Genomic DNA, 23972 nt, shown 5'->3' with positions numbered 1-23972 from the left:
CACCAATTTCGATATAAGCAGCGACATGTCTTAACCTGATCTTCATCTATCCTATAGGATATTTCATACACGGTCCGGTAACAGGCCGGAAACTCTGCCCCCACATTTCGCGGAGGTTTTCCCCCATGAACCTCAGCAAGTCGTTACGCCTGGCCCTGGCGGCGGTCCTCGCCGCAGGCCTGGGCGCGGCCGTCCCCGCCGCGCCCGCCCTGGCATCCCCGACCGATGCCGCGTTCAACTCCTCCACCGGCGCCCTCAACGTCAACTACGCCGGGTACCTGTCCAAGCACGACCTCGTCTACAACCGCCAGAACACCAACCCGCTGCACGGCCTGACCGTCGGCAACGGCCGCACAGGTGCCATGGTCTGGTCCCAGAACGGGATCACCGCGCAGGTGTCGGGCGTGGACCTGTCGCAGCAGTCGGCGTTCGCGGCCGGCATGCTCAACTTCAACACCAGCCCGGCCATCGACGCCGGGTCGAGCACCTTCCAGCAGCGGCTGTCGCTCTACGACGGCACGCTGACCACGAAGTACGACAGCAACCGCACCGTCACGATCATGGGCTCGCCCAACTCCGAGGTGATGGGCATCCACGTCGACGACACCCGTGGCGGGGTGTCCAGCGCGACCCTGGAGCTGAGCCTGTGGGACCCGAACGGGGTCTCCAACAGCGCCGACGTGCCCAACCTGACCACCTGGCGCACGGTGTCCACCGGCAGCGACAGCTCGGCCGCCTGGTTCAGCCGGGGCCAGGCCGACCCGAACAACTTCGGCTACACCTTCGCCGCCACCGTCGAGGGCGCGTCCTACAGCGCCTCGGTGGTCAACGGCACCCGGGTGCGGCTGAGCATCACCCCGACGTCGAGCTACACCATCTGGTTCACCGCGGCCAGCCGGATCAACTCGCCGAACCTCGACTCCGTCGCGCAGGCGAAGAACCAGCTCGCCTCGGCCAAGTCGACCGGGTACAACACCACGTTCACCAACTACAAGAACTGGTGGCACAACTTCTGGGGCAAGTCGTTCGTGCAGTACTCGAACTCCGCCGGCGACGCCGACTACCTGGAGAACGTGTACTACCTGTCCACGTACATGATCGCGGCGGGCGGGTACGGCAACTACCCGGTGCACTTCATCAACGGCGTGTTCCGGGCCACCGGCGACCAGACCAAGTGGAGCAACGGCTACTGGTACTGGAACCAGCGCGACGTCTACAACTCGTTCCTGGCCAGCAACCACACCGACATGATGGCGGTGTTCAACCGGCTCTACAGCCGCAACTACACGGCGCTGAAGGCGTACACGCAGACCAGGTACGGCACCGACTCGCTGTGGGTGCCCGAGACGATGGGCTGGGACGGCAACGCCCGTGGCACCGTCAACAGCGACTACGTCAACGACATCTACTCCACCGGCACCGAGGCCGCGTACAACATGTACCTGCAGTACCGGTACACCAACGACACCGCGTACCTGCAGAACACCGTGTACCCGTACATGAAGGACGCGCTGCGGTTCTACCAGAACCGGTTCCAGCTGATCAACGGCAAGTACCAGATGGTCAACAGCAACGCCCACGAGACCTACTGGGACGTGCGCAACGCGATCACCGACCTGGCCGCGGTCCGGCTGCTGGCCCCGCTGACCATCCAGGTCAGCACGCAGCTCGGCCTCGACAGCGGGCTGCGCGCGGGCTGGCAGAACCTGGTCGACAACCTCTGGGCGTACCAGGTGAGCAACAACGCCTGGCTGCCGCACGACCCGCCGACCTCGCCCACGCGCAACGGTGAGAACGTCTCGGCCGAGCTGATCTGGCCGTACGACCGCACCGGCATCGGCTACGCCGACTACAACACGGCGCTGAACACGTGGAACGTGCGGCCCAACCCGTACAGCAACGTGTGGGCCAACGACCACGCCCAGGCGGCCCGCCTCGGCCTGGGCGACCAGGCGTTCAACGGCATGCGGACCATGCTGCAGCGCTACCAGAACTACCCCAACGGCATGACCAACAACACCAACGGGGTGTTCGAGTACCTCGGCATCCACCTGGTCGCCATGAACGAGTCGCTGCTGCAGAGCTACAACGACAAGATCAGGGTGTTCCCCGCGCCGCCCAGCGCCTCCTCCTTCGTCGGCAAGTTCACCCTGCTGGCCAAGGACGGCTTCCTGGTCAGCTCGGAGCGCGAGGCCGGTGAGATCAAGTACGTCGGGCTGCGCAGCCAGTTCGGCAAGAACGCCACCGTGGTCAACCCGTGGGGCACCCAGCAGGTCCAGGTGCGCCGCACGTCCGACAACGCGATCATCACCACCTCCTCGGCGGCCGAGGTCGGCTTCGCCACCGCCGCGAACACGGTGTACGTGGTCGAGCGCACCGCCAAGCCGCTGAGCAACTACACGGCGACCACGCTGACCGGCACCGCCAACGACGGCCAGAAGTCGCTGCTCAACACGGCGTCGACGCTCGGGCTCGGCACGCCCGGCGGCGGCGGTGGCGGCGGGATGGTCAACGACACCGACCTGACCTACGACGCCGGCTGGTACCACACCACGGCCCGGGGCTACGGCGACTACAACGACGACACCCACCACACCAACACCGTCAACGCGGCGGCCTCGTACACCTTCACCGGCACCGGGATCGAGTACCTGTCCGAGCGCAACGGCGACATGGGCAACGTCGACGTCTACCTGGACAACGTGTTCCAGGCCAACGTCAACCTGTATGTCTCCGGCGCCCGGCAGGCGCAGGCGGTCGTCTGGTCCAAGACCGGGCTGAGCAACGGGCAGCACACCATCCGGATCGTCAACAAGGCCACGGCCGTGGCGATCGTGGACGCGCTGCGCATCACCACCGGCGGCACGCCCCCGGCCACCGGCTACGTCGCGCTGAAGGCGCAGGCCAACGGGCAGTACGTCACCGCGGCCAACGCCACCACGGCACTGATCGCCAACTCGACCACGGTCGGCACGGCGCAGCAGTTCCAGGTGAGCGACCTCGGCAACGGCAACATCGCGCTGCGCGCCCGGTCGAACAGCCAGTTCGTCTGCGCGGAGAACGCCGGCGCGAACCCGCTGCTGGCCAACCGGGCCTCGGCGGGCTCCTGGGAGACCTTCGCCCTGGTCCGCAACTCCGACAACACGGTGAGCCTGCGGGCCACCGTCAACAGCCAGTACGTGACGGCCGAGAACGGCGGAGCGGCCGCGCTCATCGCCAACCGCGCGTCCATCGGCCCCTGGGAGAAGTTCGAAATGATCACACTCTGACCGTCGCGGAGGGCCGGACCAGGTCCGGCCCTCCGCCTACGCCACTTCGGAGCCGAGCATTCGGCGACCCGGCTCCGAGCCGACCGTCCGGGTTCCCGCGCCTCGTGGGAGCCCGGTGGCCCGGACGGCACCGGGCGTTCCGCCTCCACGGGCGGCACGCGCGGACCGCCCGGACGCCCGACCCCGAGGGAACGCGTCATGGCACCCGTCGCCGAGATCCACCGTGCTCCGCGCCTGATCAGTGGCCGGTCGCCGGGACGGTCGTGCGCCCCTTCGGCCCCCGTCCCGCACCAGCCGACCCCCACTGATCCGGAGCGACCCATGCCTCGAAGTACCCGCCCGCGTCTTGCCGCGGGCCTGGCCCTGATGATGCTCGCGAGCGTGGCGGCAGCCGCCGTCACCGTCGTCGCCGACCCCACCCCGGCGGCCGCCGCGCCGCCGCCGACGTCCAGCTTCGAGAAGGTGAAGCTGGACGGCGGGCTGTCCATGGGCGAGCCGATCGAGCTGTCCGTGCTGCCCGACGGCAAGGTCCTCTACATCAACCGCGGCACCAGCTCCGGCGGCGGGCAGGTCCGGCTCTACAACCCGGCCACCAGCTCCACCACCGTGGCGCTGACGCTGCAGCTCGACGCCCGGTTCGAGGACGGCCTGATCGGCATCACGCTGCACCCGCAGTTCGCGACAAACCGGTGGGTGTACCTGTTCTACTCCCCAGTGGCCACGCCGCTGGTCAACCGGATCTCCCGGTTCACCTTCAACACGTCCACCAACGTGCTGGACGCGGCCAGCGAGACCAAGCTCATCGAGTGGCCCACCGAACGGCGGCTGTGCTGCCACTCCGCGGGCTCGATGACCTGGGACGGCAACAACAACCTCTACTTCGCGGTGGGCGACAACACCAACTCCGGCGGCGACTCCGCGGGCATGGCCCCCATCGACGAGCGCACCTCGCGCGACGCGCAGTACGACGCGCAGCGCACCTCGGGCAACACCAACGACCTGCGCGGGAAGATTAACCGCATCCACCCGGAGAACAACGGGACCTACACCATTCCGTCGGGCAACCTGTTCCCGGTGGGCACGGCCAACACCCGGCCCGAGATCTACACCATGGGCAACCGCAACCCGTACCGCATCTGGGTCGACAAGCAGGCCGGCAACACCCTGTACTGGGGCGAGGTCGGACCGGACGCCGGGGCGACCATCGCCAACCGGGGCCCGGCCGCCTACGACGAGTACAACCGCGCCACCGGTCCCGGCAACTACGGCTGGCCCTACTGCGGCGGCCCGAACGTCGCGTACAACGACTGGGACTTCGCGGCCAACGCCCCGCGCGGCTGGTTCCCGTGCGGCGGCAGCGCCGGCCCGGTCAACAACTCCCCCCGCAACACCGGCCTGCAGCAGCTCCCGCCGACCAAGGGGGCGCTGGTGTGGGAGCAGCACGGCGGCAGCCGCGAGTGGCCCGCGCTGGACAACCCGGGCGGCTGCGGCTCGCCCAACCACGCCGAGGTCTACCACTACAACCCGAACCTGAACTCCACGGTGAAGTGGCCGGCCTACTACGACAACAAGCTGATCATCACCGAGTACTGCCGCAACTGGATCAAGGAGGTCCAGTTCGACAACGGCAACCCGGTCACCGGCAACCCGACGATCATCGAGCCGGTGGTGTCCGGCATGCAGCTGGTGCACCCGATCGACATGGAGTTCGGCCCGGACGGGTCGCTCTACCTGCTCGAATACGGCAACGGCTACTTCTCCGGCGACGCCGCGGCGGGCCTGTACAAAATCAACTACGTGGCGGGCGGGCGCTCGCCGACCGCGGTCGCCACGGCCAACCGCGACAACGGGCTCGCCCCGCTCGCGGTCACGTTCTCCAGCGCGGGCAGCAGCGACCCCGACGGCGACCCGCTGACCTACGCCTGGGACTTCGACAGCAACGGCACCACCGACTCGACCGCGGCCAACCCGAGCTACACCTACACGACGGTCGGTGACAAGCGGGCCCGGCTGACGGTCAACGACGGCACCGGCCGGTCGGGCAGCGTCCAGATTCCCATCGTGGTCGGCAACAACCGGCCGGTGACGACGGTCGGCTCGATCCCCAACGGCGGCATCTACGGCTGGGGCGACGACGTCACCGCGACCGCGGCGTCCACGGACGCCCAGGACGGCACCATCGCCTGCGGCAACGTCGTCGTCCGGGTGGCCCTCGGGCACCAGGAGCACGCGCACGAGGAGGGCCAGGGCACCGGCTGCGGCTTCACCTTCAACACCGGCCCGATCCACGCCGGGCTCGACGCGGTGCAGTTCTTCGTGGTCCGCGGCAGCTACACCGACCGCGGCGCGACCGGCACCGTGCCGCTGACCGGCGAGCAGCAGCTCACCCTGTGGCCCAAGCAGTGGCAGGCCGAGCACTACGTGACCCTCAACGGGCCCAAGGTCGTCGACCAGGCCGCGGCCGAGGGCGGCAAGCGCCTCGGCGACATCCAGAACGGCGAGAGCGTACGCCACCACGGCGTCAGCCTGAAGGGCATCACCAGCGTCAAGGCGCGGGTCTCCTCGGCGGGGGCGGGCGGCGTGCTGTCCTTCCGGTACGACTCCACCACCGGCCCCGAGGTCGCCCGGATCACCGTGCCCGGCACCGGCGGCTGGGACAACTACACCGAGGTCACCGCCCCGGTCACCAGGCCCGACGACGGCACGCACGACCTGTACCTGGTGTTCGCCGGGACCGGCACCGGCGCGCTGTACGACGTGGACAGCTACACGTTCGTCGGCAGCGGCGTGGGCAGCACCCCGCCCGGCGGCGGCCAGGACCTGGCGCAGGGCCGCCCGGTGACCGCGTCCAGCACCGAGGCCGGGGCCAATGTGGCCGGCAACGCGGTCGACGGCAACGCCGCCACCCGCTGGAGCAGCCTGTACGCCGACCCACAGTGGATCACCGTGGACCTCGGCGCCTCGTACAACCTCAACCGGGTCCGGATCAACTGGGAGGCCGCGTTCGGCCGGGCGTACCGGGTCGAGGTGTCGCCGGACAACAGCGCGTGGACGTCGATCTTCTCAACCACGACCGGCGACGGCGGGGTCGACGACCTCAACGTCACCGGCACGGGTCGCTACGTACGCGTCTACGGCACCCAGCGCGGCCTGACCCAGTACGGCTACTCGCTGTGGGACCTGAACGTCTACGGGTCCCCGGCGAGCGGCGGGAGCCTGCTGTCGCGCAACCGCCCGGTGACGGCGTCCAGCACCGAGGCCGGGGCCAACGTCCCCGCGAACGTGGTCGACGGCAGCACCACCACCCGGTGGAGCAGCCTGTACGCCGATCCGCAGTGGATCACCGTGGACCTGGGCCAGACCCGCAGCGTCAGCCGGGTCGTCCTGAACTGGGAGACCGCGTACGCCACGGCCTACCAGGTGCAGGTCTCCAACGACAACAGCAGCTGGACCACGGTCTCGTCCACCACCACCGGCAACGGCGGCGTGGACGACCTGGCCGTGTCCGGCTCCGGCCGCTACGTGCGGATCAACGGCACGGCGCGGGCCACCCAGTGGGGCTACTCGCTCTGGGAGTTCGACGTCTACGGGTCCTGACCCTCTCGCGCCGGAGGCGGCCGTCCGTCGCCTCCGGCGCCACTTCGAAGGAGCAACGATGCGCAGAAGGTTTCTGTCCCTGCTCACCGGCCTGGCCCTGGCGGTCGGGTCGGCGGCGCTGGCGCTGCCTGCCACGGCGCAGGCGGCGCCGCTGACCAAGGTGCTGGTCTTCTCCAAGACGGCCGGCTTCCGCCACTCCGCCATCCCCAACGGCATCGCCGCGATCCAGGCGCTGGGCACCGCCAACGGCTTCACGGTCACCGCGACCGAGGACGCCGCCCAGTTCACCACCGCCAACCTCGCCCAGTACCAGGCGGTCATCTGGCTGTCGACGACCGGCGACGTGCTCAACGCGACGCAGGAGGCCGCGTTCCAGAGCTACATCGCCTCCGGTGGCGGCTACGTCGGCGTGCATGCCGCGGCCGACACCGAGTACGACTGGGCCTGGTACGGCGGCCTGGTCGGGGCGTACTTCTCCTCGCACCCGGCGACCCAGCAGGCGACCATCCGGGTCGAGGACCGGTCCAACATCTCCACCTCGCACCTGCCGCCGACCTGGACCCGCACCGACGAGTGGTACAACTACCGCGCCAACCCGCGGGCCAACGTCAAGGTGCTGGCCAGCCTGGTCGAGTCGTCGTACACCGGCGGCACCATGGGCGACCACCCGATCACCTGGTGCCAGAACTACGGCGGCGGGCGCTCCTGGTACACCGGCCTCGGCCACACCGAGGAGACGTACGCCGACGCGAACTTCCGCACCATGCTGCTCGGCGGCATCCAGATCGCGGCCGGGTCCAAGCCCGCCGACTGCCGCCCGGAGACCGGCTACACCGCCATCTTCGACGGCACCCAGAACAGCCTCAACCAGTGGCGGATGGCCGGACCCGGCGGGTTCACCCTGGCCAACGAGACGCTGACCTCGTTCGGCGGCATGGGCCTGCTGTGGTTCCCGGTCCGCACCTACAGCAACTACTCGCTCAAGGTCGACTGGATGATGCCGGGCGACGACAACGGCGGCGTGTTCATCGGCTTCCCGGACCCCCTCAACGACCCGTGGGGCCCGGTCAACGCCGGGCACGAGATCCAGATCGACGCCACCGACGCCGATCCGAGCCGCACCACCGGCAGCGTGTACAGCTTCCAGGCGCCCAACACCACCGCCCGCGCGGCGGCGCTCAACCCGCCGGGGCAGTGGAACACCTACGAGATCGGGCTGCACGGCCAGCGGGTCGAGATCTGGCTCAACGGCGTGAAGATCAACGACTACAACAGCACCCGGGCCATCGCCACGGGCTACATCGGCGTGCAGAACGACGGCACCGGCGCGGACATCAACTACCGCAACATCCGGATCAAGACCGACGGCACCCAGCCGCCGGCCACCGACATCGCCCAGGGCAAGCCCGTCACCGCCTCCAGCACCGAGGCGGGCGGCAACGTCGCGGCCAACGCCGTGGACGGCAACGCCGCCTCCCGCTGGAGCAGCCTCTACACCGACCCGCAGTCGATCACCGTGGACCTCGGCCAGTCGTACAACCTGACCCGGGTGCGGCTGAACTGGGAGACCGCCTACGGCCGGGCGTACCAGCTCCAGACCTCGCCGGACAACAGCACCTGGACCACCGTCTACTCCACCACCACCGGCGACGGCGGCGTGGACGACGTGACAATGACCGGCACCGGCCGCTACGTGCGCATGAACGGCACGGCGCGGGCCACCCAGTGGGGCTACTCGCTGTGGGACTTCAACGTCTACGGCACCCCCGCCGGGACCGGGCCGGTCCTGCTGTCGCGCAACCGTCCGGTGACGGTGTCCAGCGTGGAGCCCGGCAGCGCGCACAACGGCGCCAACGCCGTCGACGGCAACACCGGCACGCGCTGGGGCAGCGCCTACGCCGACCCGCAGTGGATCTCGGTCGACCTCGGCGCGAGCAAGAGCATCAGCCGGGTCCGGATCAGCTGGGAGGCCGCCTACGGCCGGGCGTACCAGATCCAGACGTCCCCGGACAACGCCACCTGGACCACCGTCCACTCCACCACCACGAGCGACGGCGGCGTCGACGACGTCAACGTGACCGGCACCGGCCGCTACGTGCGCGTCAACGGCACCCAACGCGCCCTCACCCAGTACGGCTACTCGATCTGGGAGCTGGACGTCTACGGCAGCTGAGTAGACCCCTTCCCCGTCCCACCCCCGGCGCGCACGCCCCCGCGCGCCGGGGCACCCCACCCCTCGGAAGGAACCCCATGAGAAAGATTCCACGGTGGCGGCTGTGGTTCACCGCCGCCGCCACCCTCGCCGCGAGCGTCGCGGTGTCCGTCACGGCGGGCGCGCCCGCCGCCCAGGCCGCGCCGATCCCGGCCGCCGACTACCAGCAGGTGTCGCTGGCCACCGGCTCGGCCGAGCTGGGCGAGCCGATGTCGCTGGCGGTGCTGCCCAACCGCTCGGTGATCCACACCGCCCGGGACGGCACGATCCGGGTCACCGACGTCAGCGGCAACACGAAGCAGGCCGCCAAGCTGTCGGTGTACACCCATGACGAGGAGGGTCTGCAGGGCATCGCGGTCGACCCGAACTTCGCCACCAACCGCTACATCTGGGTGTACTACTCGCCGCCGCTGAGCACCCCCGGCGGCGACGCCCCGGTCACCGGCACCGCCGCGGACTTCGCGCCGTGGAAGGGCCACCTGCGGCTGTCCCGGTTCACGCTCAACGCCGACGACACCGTCAACGTCGGCAGCGAGCGCATCACGCTGCAGGTCGACAACGACCGCGGCCAGTGCTGCCACGTGGGCGGTGACATCGACTTCGACTCCGCCGGCAACCTGTACCTGACCACCGGCGACGACACGAACCCGTTCGAGTCGGCCGGCTACAGCCCGATCGACGAGCGCACCAACCGCAACCCGCAGTTCGACGCGCAGCGGTCCTCGGGCAACACCAACGACCTGCGCGGCAAGCTGCTGCGCATCAAGCCGCAGGCCGACGGCAGCTACACCATCCCGTCGGGCAACCTGTTCGCGCCGGGCACCGCCAACACCCGGCCCGAGATCTACGCGATGGGCTTCCGCAACCCGTTCCGGATGAGCGTGGACAAGGCCACCGGCGTCGTCTACCTCGGCGACTACGGCCCGGACGCGGGCACCACGGACGCCAACCGCGGCCCCAACGGGCAGGTCGAGTTCAACCGGATCACCTCGGCGGGCAACTACGGCTGGCCGTACTGCACCGGCACCAACACCACCAGCGAGACGTACAACGAGTGGAACTTCTCCACCAACACCACCGGCGCGAAGTACAACTGCGCCGGCGGCCCGGCCAACAACTCGTTCCGCAACACCGGCCAGGCCACGCTGCCCGCGGCCCGTGCCAGCTGGATCCGCTACGGCGGCGACGCGGGCACCCCGCCGGAGTTCGGCGGCGGCTCCGAGTCGCCGATGGGCGGCCCGGTGTACCGGTTCAACGCGTCGTCGACCTCGACGGTGAAGTTCCCGCAGTCCATGGACGGGCGCTACTTCGCCGGTGAGTACGGCCGCCGCTGGATCAAGGCGATCGCGGTCAACGGCGACGGCACGCCCGGGGAGATCTCGGCGTTCCCGTGGACCGGCACCCAGGTCATGGACATGGCGTTCGGCCCCGACGGGGCGCTGTACGTGCTCGACTACGGCACCGGCTCCAACAACCAGGGGCTGTTCCGGGTCGAGTACATCGGCGGCGGCAACCGCAGCCCGGTCGCGGTGGCCTCGGCCAACAAGACCTCCGGCCCGAGCCCGCTGACCATCAACTTCTCCTCGGCGGGCAGTTCCGACCCCGAGGGCGGGGCGCTGACCTACCTGTGGACGTTCGGCGACGGCACCACGTCGACGGCGGCCAACCCGACCAAGACGTACAACACCAACGGGACGTACACCCCGACCCTGAAGGTCACCGACCCGGGCGGCCTGTCCGGCACGGCGAGCCTGGTCGTCACGGTCGGCAACGCCGCCCCGACGATCAACCTGACCGCGCCCGGCAACGGCCAGCTGTTCACCTTCGGTGACACGGTGTCGTTCAACGTCAGCGTCAGCGACCCGGAGGACGGCGCGATCAACTGTGCCCGGGTGACGGTGACGTACTCGCTCGGCCACGACAGCCACGCCCACCAGATCACCTCGAAGACGGGCTGCACGGGCACCATCACCATCCCGGTCGACGGCGAGCACGACGCCGCGGCGAACATCTTCGGCGTCATCGACGCCAGCTACACCGACAACGGCGGGCTGACCTCGCGCAGCACCCGCACCCTGCAGCCGAAGAAGCGCCAGGGTGAGCACTACGCCACGACCTCGGGCGTGCAGCCGGCCGACCACGCGGCGGCCGAGGGCGGGCGCACCGCCGGCTACATCGAGAACAACGACTGGATCGCGTACACGCCGTACATCGTGGGCAACGCGACCCAGATCAGCGTGCGGGCCTCCTCGGCGGGCGCGGGCGGCACCATCGAGGTGCGCACCGGCTCGGCCACGGGCACCCTGCTCGGCACCGTCACCGTGCCGGTGACCGGCAGCTGGGAGACGTTCACCAACGTCACCGCCAACCTGACCGGCGCGCCGTCCGGCTCGACCACGCTCTACCTGGTGTTCAAGGGCGGCGCGGGCAACCTGTTCGACGTGGACTCGTTCACCTTCACCACCGGCTCGGCACCGAGCAACCCGGTGGTCGCGTGGCGGGCCCGAGCCAACACCCGGTACGTGACCGCGGCCAACGCCACCACGGCGCTGATCGCCAACTCCGCCACCATCGGCACCACGCAGCTGTACGACCTGGTCAGCCTGGGCGGCGGCAACTACGCCCTGCGGTCGAAGGCGAACAACATGTTCGTCTGCGCGGAGAACGGCGGCGCGAACGCGCTGCTGGCCAACCGGGCCACGGCCGGGTCGTGGGAGACGTTCACGCTGGTCAACAACTCCGACGGCAGCGTCAGCCTGCGGGCGACGGTCAACGGGATGTACGTCGTCGCCGAGAACAACGGGGCCGAGCCGCTCATCGCCAACCGGACTGCCATCGGCCCGTGGGAGAAGTTCGACCTCGTCACGCAGTGAACCTGATCGACCCGGAAGGGAAAAGATCATGAAACGCATCAGGCGGACCTGGTCCGTCCTGCTGCCGGCCGTCGGGCTGGCGCTGGCGCTCGCGGGGTCACCCGCGGCGTCGGCGCCCCCGCCGGTGGCGGCACCCGTCACCGCGGCGGCCCAGGCGGCCGCCGCGCCCCTGGCGTCCAACGTGCACATCTTCTACTACTCCTGGTACGGCAGCCCGGCCGTGAACGGCTCCTACCGGCACTGGCAGCAGGGCGGCTTCACCCCGCCGAACGCGATCGGGGCGAACCTGTACCCGAAGCTCGGCGCGTACGACTCCGGCGACCACGCCGGGGCCGTCAACCAGCACATGGCCTGGATCGCCCAGGCCGGGGTCGGCGTGATCGTCTACAGCTGGTGGGGACAGAACTCCTACGAGGACCGCCTGGTCCCCGGGGTGCTCAACGCCGCCGCCCAGTACGGCATCAAGGTCGCCTGGCACCTGGAGCCCTACGCCGGGCGCACCGCGGCCTCCACCGTCGCCGACGTCAACTACCTCAACAGCCGCTACGGCTCGCACGCGGCCTACTACCGCGACGCCGCGCACGGCAACCGGCCCGCGTTCTACGTGTTCGAGAGCCTGCGCATCACCGACTGGGCCCCGATCGCGCCGCTGCGCAGCGGCAACATCATCCTCGCGCAGACCACCGACACCTCGAAGGTGGCCGGCTTCGGCGGGATGTACACCTACGACGCGATCGCCGGCGCGAGCGCGCCGGGGTGGTCCAACGCGAGTGCCTTCTGCAAGGCCAACGGGCTGGTCTGGGCCCCGTCCGTGGGACCCGGCTACCTCGACGACCGGGCGGTGCCCGGCAACACCACCCCGACGCTCGGGCGCGACAACGGGGCGACGTACGACCGCGAGTGGGGCAACGCCCTGGCCGCGGCCAACGGCGGCCCGCCGACCTGGGTGTCGATCACCTCGTTCAACGAGTGGCACGAGGGCTCGGTCATCGAACCGGCGAGCGCCAATCCGCCGGCGGGTAACGGTTACCAGACCTTCTCGGGCGCGTACGGCCTCACCGGGGCCGCGGCCGAGACGGCCTACCTGACCCGCACGAAATACTGGGTGGACCGCTACAACCCGCCACCGCCCACGACCTCGACGGTGGTGAGCCTGCGCGCCCGGGTCAACAACCGGTACGTGGCGGCGGAGAACGCGGGCGCGGCCCCGCTCATCGCCAACCGCACCGCGGTCGGCCCGTGGGAGCAGTTCGACCGGGTGGACCTCGGCGGCGGCCTCGTCGCGCTGCGCGCCCGGGTGAACAGCCGGTTCGTGCACGCCGACAACACCGCCCCGCTGATCGCGAACGCGACGGCGTCCGGGGCGTGGGAGACGTTCCGGGTGGTGGCCAACAGCGACGGCAGCGTCAGCCTGCTGGCCACCGCGAACAACCGGTACGTCTCGGCCGAGAACGCGGGCGCGGCGGCGCTGGTCGCCAACCGCACCGCCATCGGCGGATGGGAGAGGTTCGACATCATCCCGAGTTGATCCGGTTCGACCACCATCATGGACTTCGCCGTCGCCGCGGATGTTACGCGGCGGCGGCGAAGCCTTGCCTAGAAAGCGTTTCCGGATTTCCATGTTCGATCAGTGTCGTTACGGATCAGGGGTTGACTGCGGCAACGTGACCGAGTAAACATCTAGGAAATATCCTATAGGATTTCGACAGCTCGAAGTGCCTGACTAGGGAAGGAACTCGGCATGAGGCCGTTTGTTCGACTGGGCTCCACCGTCGGCGTGCTCGCTTTGGTGATCGCGGCGGCGGCCTGCACCAAGAAGGAAGAGACCCCCGAGGGCGGCGCGACCGCGCTCACCGCGGCGCAGGTCAAGGTGGCGCTGGTGCCCGGCGGCGCGCACCCGTACTTCCAGCCGTGGAAGGACGCGGGCGGCAAGGCCAAGACCGACTTCGCCTTCGGCGACGTCACCTTCAACGAGACCGCCGGCTGGGACCAGACCAAGCAGAACGACGTGCTCACCTCGCTGGCCGCCCAGGGCTACAACGCCTTCGGCATCTTCGGCGTCGCGCCGGAGAGCATCAACTCCACCTTCGAGAACCTCAAGAAGCAGGGCTTCCACGTCGGCTCGCTGGCGTCCTGCCCCGCGGGCGACAAGAACCTGGCCGACTTCTGCCTGTCCACCGACGTGCAGGAGGCGGCGTACAAGGCGGCGAAGGCGGCCGTCGACGCCATGGGCGGGCAGGGCAACCTGGTCCACCTGACCGGCAACAAGGTCGACTCCAACACCCAGCGCCGCATCGCGGGCGTGCAGAAGGCCGTCGACGAGACCGGCGGCAAGGTCAAGCTGCTGGACACCATCACGGACATCGACAAGGACCTGCAGACCGCGCAGAAGGCCGTCGCCGACCTGCTGGCCGCCAAGGGCAGCCAGGTCAACGCGATCGTCACCACCGCCTACAACCCGGCCGTGGCCGCGGCGGGCGGCGTCAAGCAGGCCAAGCTGCCGATCAAGGTGATCGCCATCGACGACGACCCGACCATCATCGCGGGCATCAAGGCCGGCGAGGTCGCCGCGACCGTGCTGCAGAACCCGGTGGGCCAGGCCTACGTCGGTTCGTACGCACTGGTCAAGCTGTCCGAGGGCTGCACCATGGCCACCCCCGGTGTCATCATCGACTCCGGTTCGTTCGTGGTCACCACGGCCAACGTCGCCACCTACGACAACGACCGCGCGGCCAAGACCACCTCGCTCAAGTCCGACTTCGACAGCAAGTACCTCACCTGCGCCAAGTAAGCCGCCGACGGCCGGAGCGAGCGGTATCCGCTCCGGCCACCGGCGACGCGCCCCGGCCCACCCCCACGCGGCCGGGGCGCGTTCGCGCCGATCGCGACGCGCCACACCCCCGGAGAGTGCAGTGAAGCAAGAGGACACCACCACCCCCGAGCAGCCGCGGCCGCCCGCGCGGCTGCCGCTGTGGGCCAACCCCCGCATCGGGCTCGTCGTGCTGCTGATCGCGCTGATCGCGCTGTTCACCACGCTGCGCCCCGCCTTCCTCAACACCCAGCTGACGCTGGTGCCCATGCAGGCCGACATCAGCGTGTACGCGGTGGTCGGGCTCTCCCAGCTCGCCGTGCTCTCCCTGGGCCACATGAACATGGCCGTGGGCCGCATGGCCGCGATGAGCGCCTTCGCCTCCGGCCTGCTGCACGACCGCCTCGACGCGCCGCTGATCCTGGCCCTGGCCGGGGGCCTGGCCATGGGCGCGCTGCTCGGCGCGCTGGCCGGGCTCATCATCTCGCGCACCGGCGTGAACTCGTTCGTGGTCACCCTGGCCCTGGACTTCGCCCTGATCGGCCTGGTCTCGCTGCTCTACGCCAGCTTCACCGACGGCGTGGCCTTCAACGGCCTGCCCGCGGGCATGTCCGCGCTGCGCACGGACACGTTCGCCGACTACTGCGCCGGTGACGTGTGCGGGCCGGAGATCCCGCTGCTCGCCCCGATCGCGCTCGTCGCGGTCCTCGTGGTGGGACTGCTGTTCCGGTGGTCCCGGACCGGACGCGAGGTGCTGATGGCCGGCTCCAACGCCAAGGCCGCCGAGCTGTCCGGCATCCCGGTGCGGCTGCGCACGGTCCAGGCGCACGCGCTGTCCGGCCTGCTCGCCGGGCTCGCCGGGTTCCTGCTGTCGGCCAACAACGGCGCCTTCTCCGCGGGCGTCGGCGACGGCTTCCTGCTGCCGTCCTTCCTCGCCCCGGTGCTCGGCGGCACGCTGCTGGTCGGCGGCGCGGTGAGCGTGCTCGGCACGGTGCTCGGCACCGCCATCACCCAGGTCATCTACAAGGGCCTCAACCTGCTGCAGTTCCAGGTCGACGAGCTGAAGCTCTACATCGGGCTGGTGCTGCTGGCCGCGCTGTCGCTGGACCGGCTGCGCCACGTGCTCGCCGAGCGGCGGGGGGTGCCGGCATGACCAGCACCGTCGAGTCCACCGCGACGCGGGCCGCCGCCACGCCCGCCCCGGCCCCGGGCCGGCTGCGGCGCACCGTGCGCACCTCGGAGTTCACCCTGGTCGCGCTCGCGGTCATCGGCTTCGTCGCGCTGACGCTGACCACCGACGGCAACATGCTGTCGTCGGGCACCCTGGCGGCGTTCTTCCGCTTCCTCGCGGTGCCGATGATCATCGGGTTGGCGCAGATGGTCGTGCTGGCCATCGGTCAGATGAACCTGTCGGTCGGCGTGCTCACCGGCTTCTGCGCCATGGTCGCCGCCTGGGCCATGCTGGAGGCCGGGCTGCCCGCGCCGCTCGCGGTGGCCGGGGCGATGTTGCTCGGCGCGGCCGTGGGCCTGGGCAACGGGCTGCTGGTCGTGTTCACCAGGATCAACGCGTTCATCGTGACGCTGGCGACCATGACGATCATCGACGGGCTCCGGTACGGCGTCAACGGCCCCGGCACCTACCAGGACTACTCCGCCGGGCTGGCGGAGCTGGGCCAGGCCTCGCTGCTCGGCCTGCCCGTGGTGTTCCTCATCGCCTGCGCGGTCGCCGTCATGGTCTGGTTCTTCTTCGCCCGCACGGTGCCCGGCCGGCACCTGCTGGCCAGCGGCGGCAGCCCGTTTGCGGCCCGGCTGTCGGGCGTGTCCAACGACCGCTCCATCGTGCTCGCGCACGCGCTGTCCGGGCTGCTGGCCGGGGTGGCCGCAGTGCTCACCCTGGCCCAGTCCGGCTCGGTGAACGCCACCATCGGCGACGACCTGCTGCTGCCCAGCTTCGCCGCGCCGATCATCGGCGGCGTCGCGCTGGCCGGCGGCGTGGTCAGCGTGCTGGGCACCAGCCTGGCCGCGTTCATCGTGCGGCTGGTCGACGTGGCCCAGGCCCAGTTCGCCATCAACCGGCGCTGGGTCGATCTCATCGTCGGCGCGGTGGTGCTCGGCGTGGTGCTGTCCGGCGCGATCCGGACCAAGCTCTCCCGGAGGTCGTCGTGATACTGCTGGCCGAGGGCCTGACCAAGTCGTTCCCGGGCGTACGCGCACTGGACGGCGCGACGCTGCAGCTCGCCGCGGGCAGCGTGCACGCGCTGCTCGGGGAGAACGGCGCGGGCAAGAGCACCCTGGTGAAGATCCTGACGGGGGTGTACCGCCCCGACGCCGGCCGGGTCGTGCTCGACGGCGGCGACGTCCACTTCGGCAGCCCGCTCGAAGCGCTGCACGCCGGCATCGGGGTGGTGCACCAGGAACGCAACCTGGTGCCCGAGTTCTCCATCGCGGAGAACATCGCCCTGCAGCACCTGCCGAACCGCCTCGGCATGGTGGACCGGGCCCGGATGCGCGCCGAGGCGCGGCGCTGCCTGGACCTGCTCGACCTCGACCTGGACCCGGACACCCGGGTCGCGGAGCTGTCGGTGGCCCAGGCGCAGCTGGTCGAGATCGCCAAGGCGCTGTCCGTGGACACCCGGGTGCTGCTGCTCGACGAGCCGACCGCGTCGCTCACCGGCGACGAGGCCGACCGGCTCTACGCCATCGTGCGCAAGCTGACCGCCACCGGGCACGCCGTGGTGCTGGTCAGCCACAAGCTCGAAGAGGTGTTCGCGGTCGCCGACACGGTCACCGTGCTGCGCGACGGGCGCAGCGTGGCGCAGGCGCAGCCCCTGTCCGGGTACACCCGCGACGAGATCGTGGACCTGATGGTCGGCCGGGCCTACGCCTCGGTCGAGCTCACCGCCCGCACCGTGGACCGGGACGCGACCCCGGCGCTGGAGCTGGCCGGGCTCAGCACCCGCCACGGCCACCGCGACGTCTCGCTCACCGTCGCCCGCGGCGAGATCCTCGGCCTGTACGGCCTGGTCGGCGCCGGGCGCACCGAGCTGGCCAAAGCGCTGCTGGGCCTCGACGAGATCACCGGCGGCGAGGTCCGCGTGCACGGCACGCCGGTGCGCATCCGGGACGTGGGCGAGGCGCTGCGCCGGCACCGGATCGGCTACGTGCCCGAGGACCGCAAGGGCGAGGGCCTGTTCCTGGAGCAGCCGATCACCCGCAACGTCGGGGTGACCGTATGGCGGCGGCTGGCCCGCTTCGGCCTCATCCCCGACCGGGCCGAACGCGACGTGGTCGCCGAGTACACCGAGCTGCTCGGCATCCGGGCCGCCTCGCCGAACCAGCTCGCCGGCCAGCTGTCCGGCGGCAACCAGCAGAAGGTCAGCCTCGCCAAGTGGCTCGCCGCCGACTGCGACATCCTCATCGTGGACGAGCCGACGGTCGGCATCGACGTGCGCACCAAGGCCGCGTTCCACGAGCTGATCGCCAGGCTGGCCGGGCAGGGCATGGCCATCCTGCTGATCTCGTCGGACCTGCCGGAGATCGTCACGCTGGCCGACCGGATCGCCGTGATGGGCGACGCGCAGGTGCGCGGCGAGCTGGTCAACGACCACGACTACGACGCGGTGAGCCAGCGCGTCATCCGCCTCATCCACGCCGCGCCCGCGCCGGTCTGACCGATGGCGAAGGGCCCGTCCCGGCGGGGACGGGCCCTTCATGTCAGGAACCGGTCAGTACCGGCGCTCGGCGGCCGCCTGGCACTTCACGCAGTGGGTCGACCAGGGCATGATCTCCATGCGCGCGGGCGGGATCTGCTGCCCGCAGCCGTCGCAGGTGCCCAGCGTGCCGCCCTCGAACCGGGCCAGCGCGTCGGACAGCTTGCGCATGTGGTCGTCGAGCGCCGCGGTCAGCAGGTCCTGCTGCTCGGTGTCGGAGACCATGGTGCCCGCGTCGGCGACGTCGCCGGGGCCCTGGTCGCCGGAGCGCCGCAGCTGCCGGACCGACTCGCTCTGCACCCGCAGCTGCTCGGCGGCCTCTTCGTAGCGGGCCTTCAACAGCACGCCGAGCTGTGCCTGGTCGAGCGTGCCTTCCAGCGTTGTCATCATGCCTCCACTGTCTCGGTGCATCGTTGCTTCCCGATACGCCGCGGGCCAAACCTCCGTTGCTAAGCGAGACAACGGATGTGGGGGCCCGCGGTTTCGGGTGAAGCGTGGCCATCGTGCGTCGCATGTCTGAGCTTTCGCTGAACGCCGAACCCGGGGACTGGCGCGGTCGCGTTATCCTGCCCGCCGCGCGGACGGCGGAGGCGGCGCACGCGGGGCGGGGCAAGCCGAAATGCCCGATGGATCCCGAGAAGTCGTGGCAGATCGCGGGTGCGGAGAGTGTGCCCGCCACCTGTTCCGGTGAGGGTGGGCTGTCCGGTCCGGTGATACAGCCCACTTACCGGTTCCCGCCGGACCGCGCCCGGAGCCGGGTGCCGCCCGCTCGCCCGAACCCGGTCACGTTCGGCCGATCGGCGGCGAGCCTGTCCCGACCGTCTACATCGGGCGTACGGCACGCCGATGGCGACGCGGCCGACCCGCCCGCGGCCAGGCTCGCCGGGACGTGCGACGCCCGATCCGCGAAACACGAACGTGAGGAACTTTGAGGATTTAGAGCGGTTTTTGGCATGTCTTATGACTTGTGTCTAGTGCCCGATTTGGTTACGTTGTCCTGCAGTGCCATCCCTGGCGAGGGCGACTCGCCTGAGAAGGGGCTCCGGACGGTCCGGCGCCCGACGTGACCGAAGGGTGTGGTCGTGCGCTATCGGCCAGAGCTGGTCAGGGAGGCGGACCGCTACTGCGGGCGGCGCCGCGCGGGCACACCGTCGCGCAGCAGGTACGCCACGGTGCTGGCCACCGCCGCCGCGGGCGCGGGCATCGTGGCCTTCGGCGCCGCGGCCGTCGTGCCCGACGCCAAGGCCGGCGCCCCCGGCGACCACATGGCGGCGTTCAGCGACGCGGCCCGCGTCGACATCGCCGCCCGCCCCAACCGCGGTGATCGCCAGCTCAGCACCTCCATCAGCCAGGAGGCCCCCGACGCGTGGGTGCTGCCGCTGCACGACTACACGCTCAGCTCCCGCTACGGCATGCGCTGGGGGCGGCCGCACCGCGGACTCGACCTGGCCGGGCTGCCCGAGGGCACGCCGTACATGGCGGTGCGCGGCGGGGTGGTGGTGCAGGCGGGCTGGAACGGCGGCTACGGCAACTCGATCATCGTCGACCACGGGCACGGCCTGCAGACGCTGTACGGGCACTCCAGTCGGGTGCTGGTCAAGCCCGGCGACCGAGTCCAGGCCGGTGACGTCATCGGCATGACGGGCAACACCGGCTACTCGTTCGGCACCCACCTGCACCTGGAGATCCACGTCGACGGCGTCGCCCACGACCCGATCACCTGGTTCAAGAAGCACGGCGTCGACTTCGAACTCGAACTCGAAGAGGTCTACGGCACCTGACGACCGCGCCGGCCCTGGCGCGTGATCGTTACACTGCCGCGATGGCGGGGGAGTGGGAAGACGTCGACCGGTTGATCGCCGAACGGGCGGGCACGCCCTACCCCGGGGCCCCCGTGCCCGGCTCCGACGACCTGGCCCACCTGCTGCTGGAACTCGACCCCGGGCAGTTCGACCGCTGGCTGCGGCACACCGTCGCCGAGCTGCACCCGGCCGCCGAACGCGCCGACCGGCTCCGCCTGGGCACCGCGCTCGCCCCGGACCACCCGCTGCGGGTCGCCGCCGCCGCGCTGCGCACCTGGTACACGGGCGCCGGCCCGGCCGAACCGATCATCCTGCGGGCCGCCGGACCGCCCGGCCGGGAGACGATCGCCCTGCTGCGCCTGCGCGGATCCGCGCTGCGGCTGGCCGCGTCGGCGAGCAGGGTGCGCGCACACGCCGACACGGCGGGATGGACCGTCGCGCAGCGCCGGCTCGCCCTGCAGCACCGCCTCGGCGCCGCCGCGAAGGGCCTGCAGGAGCAGGTCATCGACCGGTACACGACCGGCGTCGGCTGGCGGGAGGTCACCGCTGAGCTGTACGCGGCCGCCGGCTGCGACCCCGCCCTGCACCGGCGGCTCACCAACGCCAGGGCCTGGCCGCTGGCCGTGATCCGCGCACTGCGCCGCGGCGGGCAGCCGCCCGTGCTCGCCGTCGACACCGGACCGCCGCCTGCGGACGTCCGGCCCGCCGAACCCACGCCCGCGGCCGAGCCCGGCTGGGACCAGGAGCTGGCCCAGACGGTCGCGGCGCTCACTCCGGTGCAGCGCGCCGGCCGCTGCGCCGCCCTCGTCGCCCGCGCGGACGCGCTCTGGGGCCGCATGCAGGAGCTGCGCGGCCTGGCCGACCCGGCCGCCCGGACCGCGGCGGAGGGCGCGGCCCCGCCCGGGACGGAACCGCCGGTCATCCGGCGCGGCCGCCCCACCGACAGCCGGCCCGCACTGGACTGGGCGCACGTGGCGCTGGCACGGTGCCGGGCCGTCACGGACGCCGCGCACGCGACCGACGCCGAGACCGACGCCGGGCTGCTCACGACCGCGCGGCTGCTGATCGACGCGCAGTGGGCGGGCGGGGTGGCACTGGGCTACCTCTTCCCGGGCGTCGACGACGACACCGTGCTGGACGTCGCCGCGCGACATCTGCGGCACGACCGGGCCGCGCTGCTGACGGACCTGGGCGGCCCGCCGACGCCCCGTGCCGGCGGTCACCGCGGCCTCGGCGCGACCGGTGTGCTCGCCCCGCGGCAGCCGACCGCGCCGCCGTCCGACGACCTGCTCGGCCGTCTCTACCCGGCGTCGGCCGAACAGCTGGCCCGCTACCTGTCGCAGGTGCTGACCACCGCCGCGGACAGGGCTGACCCGTACCGCACCCACCGCGGCAGGCTCGCCCGGGAGGTCGTGGCAGCCCTGCCGGAGCCGGCCGAGCCGGACCGGATCGAGCCTGCGTGCCACGTGTACCCGCAGGAGGACGACGGCGACCTGCTGGCGTACGCGGCGGTGCTGTGCGGTCGCGCCGCGAGCCGGGCCGCCGCCGCGGTGCGCGAGGTCAACGGGCGGCTGCTGGGCAACCCGTGGGAGGGCGCGTTCGCCGCCGAGCCGGACCTCGCTGAAGGGCTGCGGGCGCTCGGGCTGCTCGGCGCGCGGCACGGCCTGCCCGCCGACTGGCTCGACGCCGCCTGGCAGGCCATGGCCGACAGCCCTTGCCGGTGGCCGATCGGCGCGACCGTACGCCGGCCGGCCGGCGATGCCGACCTCACCCCGATCAGCGGCGTGCCGGTGCTGCGCTGGCAGGTCGCGCACACCGAGCCCGGCAACACCGGCGACGCCCCACCCGGCATCATCGTCAACGGGCACGGGCTGCTCGTCTGGCGCGACGGACAGCGCGGCTACCAGCCCTACGACCCGGACAGCGGCCGCACCCGCCGCCGCGGCCACGGCCGCCTGCTCGGGTACGCCGACCGCACCGTGCACGCCGAGTCGTCCGACCTGCCGTGCCAGGTCGACGTCATCACCGACGCCGAGGTCTCCGGCCGTCCGCTGCCCGGCCCCGTTCCCGGGCCGCCGCTGCTGCGCTCGCACGACGGGCTCGTCGTGCAGGCCGAGTGCCGGGCCGGCGCGCTGACCTACCACGCCGCCGGCACCGCCGTGCGGGCCGTGGCAGCCGACGGCGCGCTGTGCTGGGAGGTGCGGCTGGAGGAGCTGCTCGGCGACGGCGGCGCCCGCCCGGACCGTTACCCCGCGGACCTCGGCGACGAGGGATTCGGCATCCGCGCGATGACCGCCGCCGACCGCCGGCTCTACCTGCTGACCACCGGGCGGCACCTGCTCTGCCTGGAGCAGGTGGCCCCCGGCGAGCAGCCGCCTCCGCACCGCACCACCCCGCCGCAGCGGTCGCCGGGCACACGGCTCAGCGAGCGGGTCGAGCGGCTCACCGGCTACCGGTACGTGGCGCGGGTGTGGTTCGACGACGAGATCGCGCTGGTGTTCGACACCGAGCCGTTCACCGCCGAACGTGTCTACGCACAGCTCACCGAGCGCGGCTACCAGCTGGTCAGCGTGACCGCGAGCGGCCGCGGCTGGCGCGCGACGGCGGCCCGGCTCGCGCCCGAACGGATCCGGGTGTACGCCGCGGCCGACGACGACGCCAAGTGGTACACCATGGTCGACTGGCCGACCCGGTCGGCGCTCGACCACGCCCACCGGCGCTGGTTCCGCCTGTACAAACCGGACAGCATCTACGACGACGACCGCTACCTCTACGTCAGCGAGGAGATCGCCCGGCGGGTCGCCCGGGCCATGGACGCGGTGCTGCCCGACACCGCCGACTTCGAGACCATCCGCCGGCACACCGACGAGCGCCGGAACCGTTCCGAACGGCGGCCGAAGGATCTGTACGAGACCCGGCGGCAGCAGTTCGCGCCCACGCTGCGGGAGCTGCGCGCGCGGGCAGCGGAGCTGGCCGAACGGCTGCCCGCCCGCGAGGAGGCCGTCGGCTCCTACCGGCCCGAACCCCGCCGCGCCGCCCAGCACCCGGTCACCGCGGTGGCGCTCGGCGAGCCCTTCCCGCTGGTGCGCTACCAGTACGGCTTCTTCGGCAAGGGCACCCGCTACCTGTCGCAGCGGGTCGCCGCCGCCACCGCCGAGGGGCCGGTGACCGTGGACGTCGAGATCGACGTCTTCACGCGGGTACAGGAATACCTGGCGGTGACGCCGTTCTGCCCCGGCGAGGGCTATGTGATCGACGCCCACGACCTCGACCCCATCGCCCGCTCCGCCAAGGTCGACCGCTACCACCTGGGCGTCTTCGGCAGCGGGCAGTTCTTCCCGGTCTCGCCGTACCGGCTGCGGGTGCACCTCGTCCACGACGCGCCCGCCGGGTCCGCGGCGGCCCGGTTCGCCGAAGGGCTGTGGCTGGAGCTGTCCTTCCCGGACGGCAGCGCCTACCGGTCGGCCGCCTACCGCAGCAAGAAAGCCGGCCGGGTGTACGAGCAGTGGGTGCCCGCCGCGCACGGGCTGCTGCCGGTCGTCGCCGGGCTGGCCCCGGAGTGGGTGTCGATCCAGGTGCCCGAGCAGCTCGAACTGCTCGCCGGAGCGACGGCCGTGCTGCGGCACCTGCCGGACGCGCCGCGGCCGTCGGCCGTGCACTACTTCGAGCAGTGAGGCAGGTGGCGGGCGGTCCGCCCGCC

Annotated in this window: 12 protein-coding genes; 11 read left to right on the top strand and 1 reads right to left on the bottom strand. The window is 71.2% G+C overall.

Going from position 1 to position 23972, the window contains the following annotated elements; translation table 11 throughout:
- The first annotated feature begins 125 nt into the window (after nt 1–125).
- From HAV39_RS27065 to HAV39_RS27025, 9 genes are all read left to right on the top strand, one after another.
- Nucleotides 126–3269 (top strand): fascin domain-containing protein, encoded by a 3144-nt coding sequence (locus HAV39_RS27065; RefSeq protein ID WP_239120810.1) that lies wholly within the window; start codon nt 126–128, stop codon nt 3267–3269.
- Nucleotides 3270–3590: 321 nt separating this feature from the next.
- Entirely contained in the window at nt 3591–6866 is a 3276-nt protein-coding gene (locus HAV39_RS27060) for a discoidin domain-containing protein (RefSeq protein ID WP_191841992.1), read from the top strand.
- A gap of 58 nt (nt 6867–6924) precedes the next feature.
- Nucleotides 6925–9039 carry a ThuA domain-containing protein gene (locus tag HAV39_RS27055; RefSeq protein WP_191841991.1) on the top strand — a complete coding sequence of 705 codons (2115 nt, stop codon included), beginning with the start codon at nt 6925–6927 and terminating at the stop codon, nt 9037–9039.
- A 77-nt stretch (nt 9040–9116) separates the two neighbouring features.
- Nucleotides 9117–11951 (top strand): PQQ-dependent sugar dehydrogenase, encoded by a 2835-nt coding sequence (locus HAV39_RS27050; protein WP_191841989.1) that lies wholly within the window; start codon nt 9117–9119, stop codon nt 11949–11951.
- Nucleotides 11952–11979: 28 nt separating this feature from the next.
- Nucleotides 11980–13479 (top strand): glycoside hydrolase family 99 protein, encoded by a 1500-nt coding sequence (locus HAV39_RS27045; protein WP_203736496.1) that lies wholly within the window; start codon nt 11980–11982, stop codon nt 13477–13479.
- A gap of 213 nt (nt 13480–13692) precedes the next feature.
- Nucleotides 13693–14742, top strand: coding sequence for a sugar ABC transporter substrate-binding protein (locus HAV39_RS27040; RefSeq protein ID WP_120319869.1), 1050 nt, complete (start codon nt 13693–13695; stop codon nt 14740–14742).
- 121 nt (nt 14743–14863) lie between these two features.
- Nucleotides 14864–15913, top strand: coding sequence for an ABC transporter permease (locus tag HAV39_RS27035; RefSeq protein WP_191841988.1), 1050 nt, complete (start codon nt 14864–14866; stop codon nt 15911–15913).
- Complete coding sequence (locus HAV39_RS27030; protein ID WP_191841986.1) at nt 15910–16926, top strand: ABC transporter permease; 1017 nt, start codon at nt 15910–15912, stop codon at nt 16924–16926. Before HAV39_RS27035 ends, HAV39_RS27030 begins: the two co-directional genes overlap by 4 nt.
- Nucleotides 16923–18431, top strand: a complete 1509-nt coding sequence (locus tag HAV39_RS27025) for a sugar ABC transporter ATP-binding protein (RefSeq protein WP_191841985.1) — start codon at nt 16923–16925, stop codon at nt 18429–18431. The genes HAV39_RS27030 and HAV39_RS27025 overlap by 4 nt, the downstream gene beginning before the upstream one ends.
- A gap of 54 nt (nt 18432–18485) precedes the next feature.
- Here the strand turns inward: HAV39_RS27025 and HAV39_RS27020 are convergent, their stop codons facing one another.
- Complete coding sequence (locus HAV39_RS27020; protein ID WP_191841983.1) at nt 18486–18860, bottom strand: TraR/DksA family transcriptional regulator; 375 nt, start codon at nt 18858–18860, stop codon at nt 18486–18488.
- 692 nt (nt 18861–19552) lie between these two features.
- On the opposite strand from HAV39_RS27020, the gene HAV39_RS27015 reads away from it, so the two are divergent.
- Nucleotides 19553–20251 carry a M23 family metallopeptidase gene (locus HAV39_RS27015; RefSeq protein ID WP_239120811.1) on the top strand — a complete coding sequence of 233 codons (699 nt, stop codon included), beginning with the start codon at nt 19553–19555 and terminating at the stop codon, nt 20249–20251.
- Nucleotides 20252–20292: 41 nt separating this feature from the next.
- On the top strand, nt 20293–23946 hold the full coding sequence (locus HAV39_RS27010; RefSeq protein WP_191841981.1) for a serine/threonine-protein kinase: 3654 nt from the start codon (nt 20293–20295) through the stop codon (nt 23944–23946).
- The last annotated feature ends 26 nt before the right edge of the window (nt 23947–23972 follow it).

The sequence above is a fragment of the Catellatospora chokoriensis genome (assembly GCF_011297315.1).
Classification (GTDB): Bacteria; Actinomycetota; Actinomycetes; order Mycobacteriales; family Micromonosporaceae; genus Catellatospora; species Catellatospora citrea.
The sequence above is the reverse complement of the archived record's forward strand: the minus strand, read 5'-3'. Positions and strand labels throughout refer to the sequence as shown.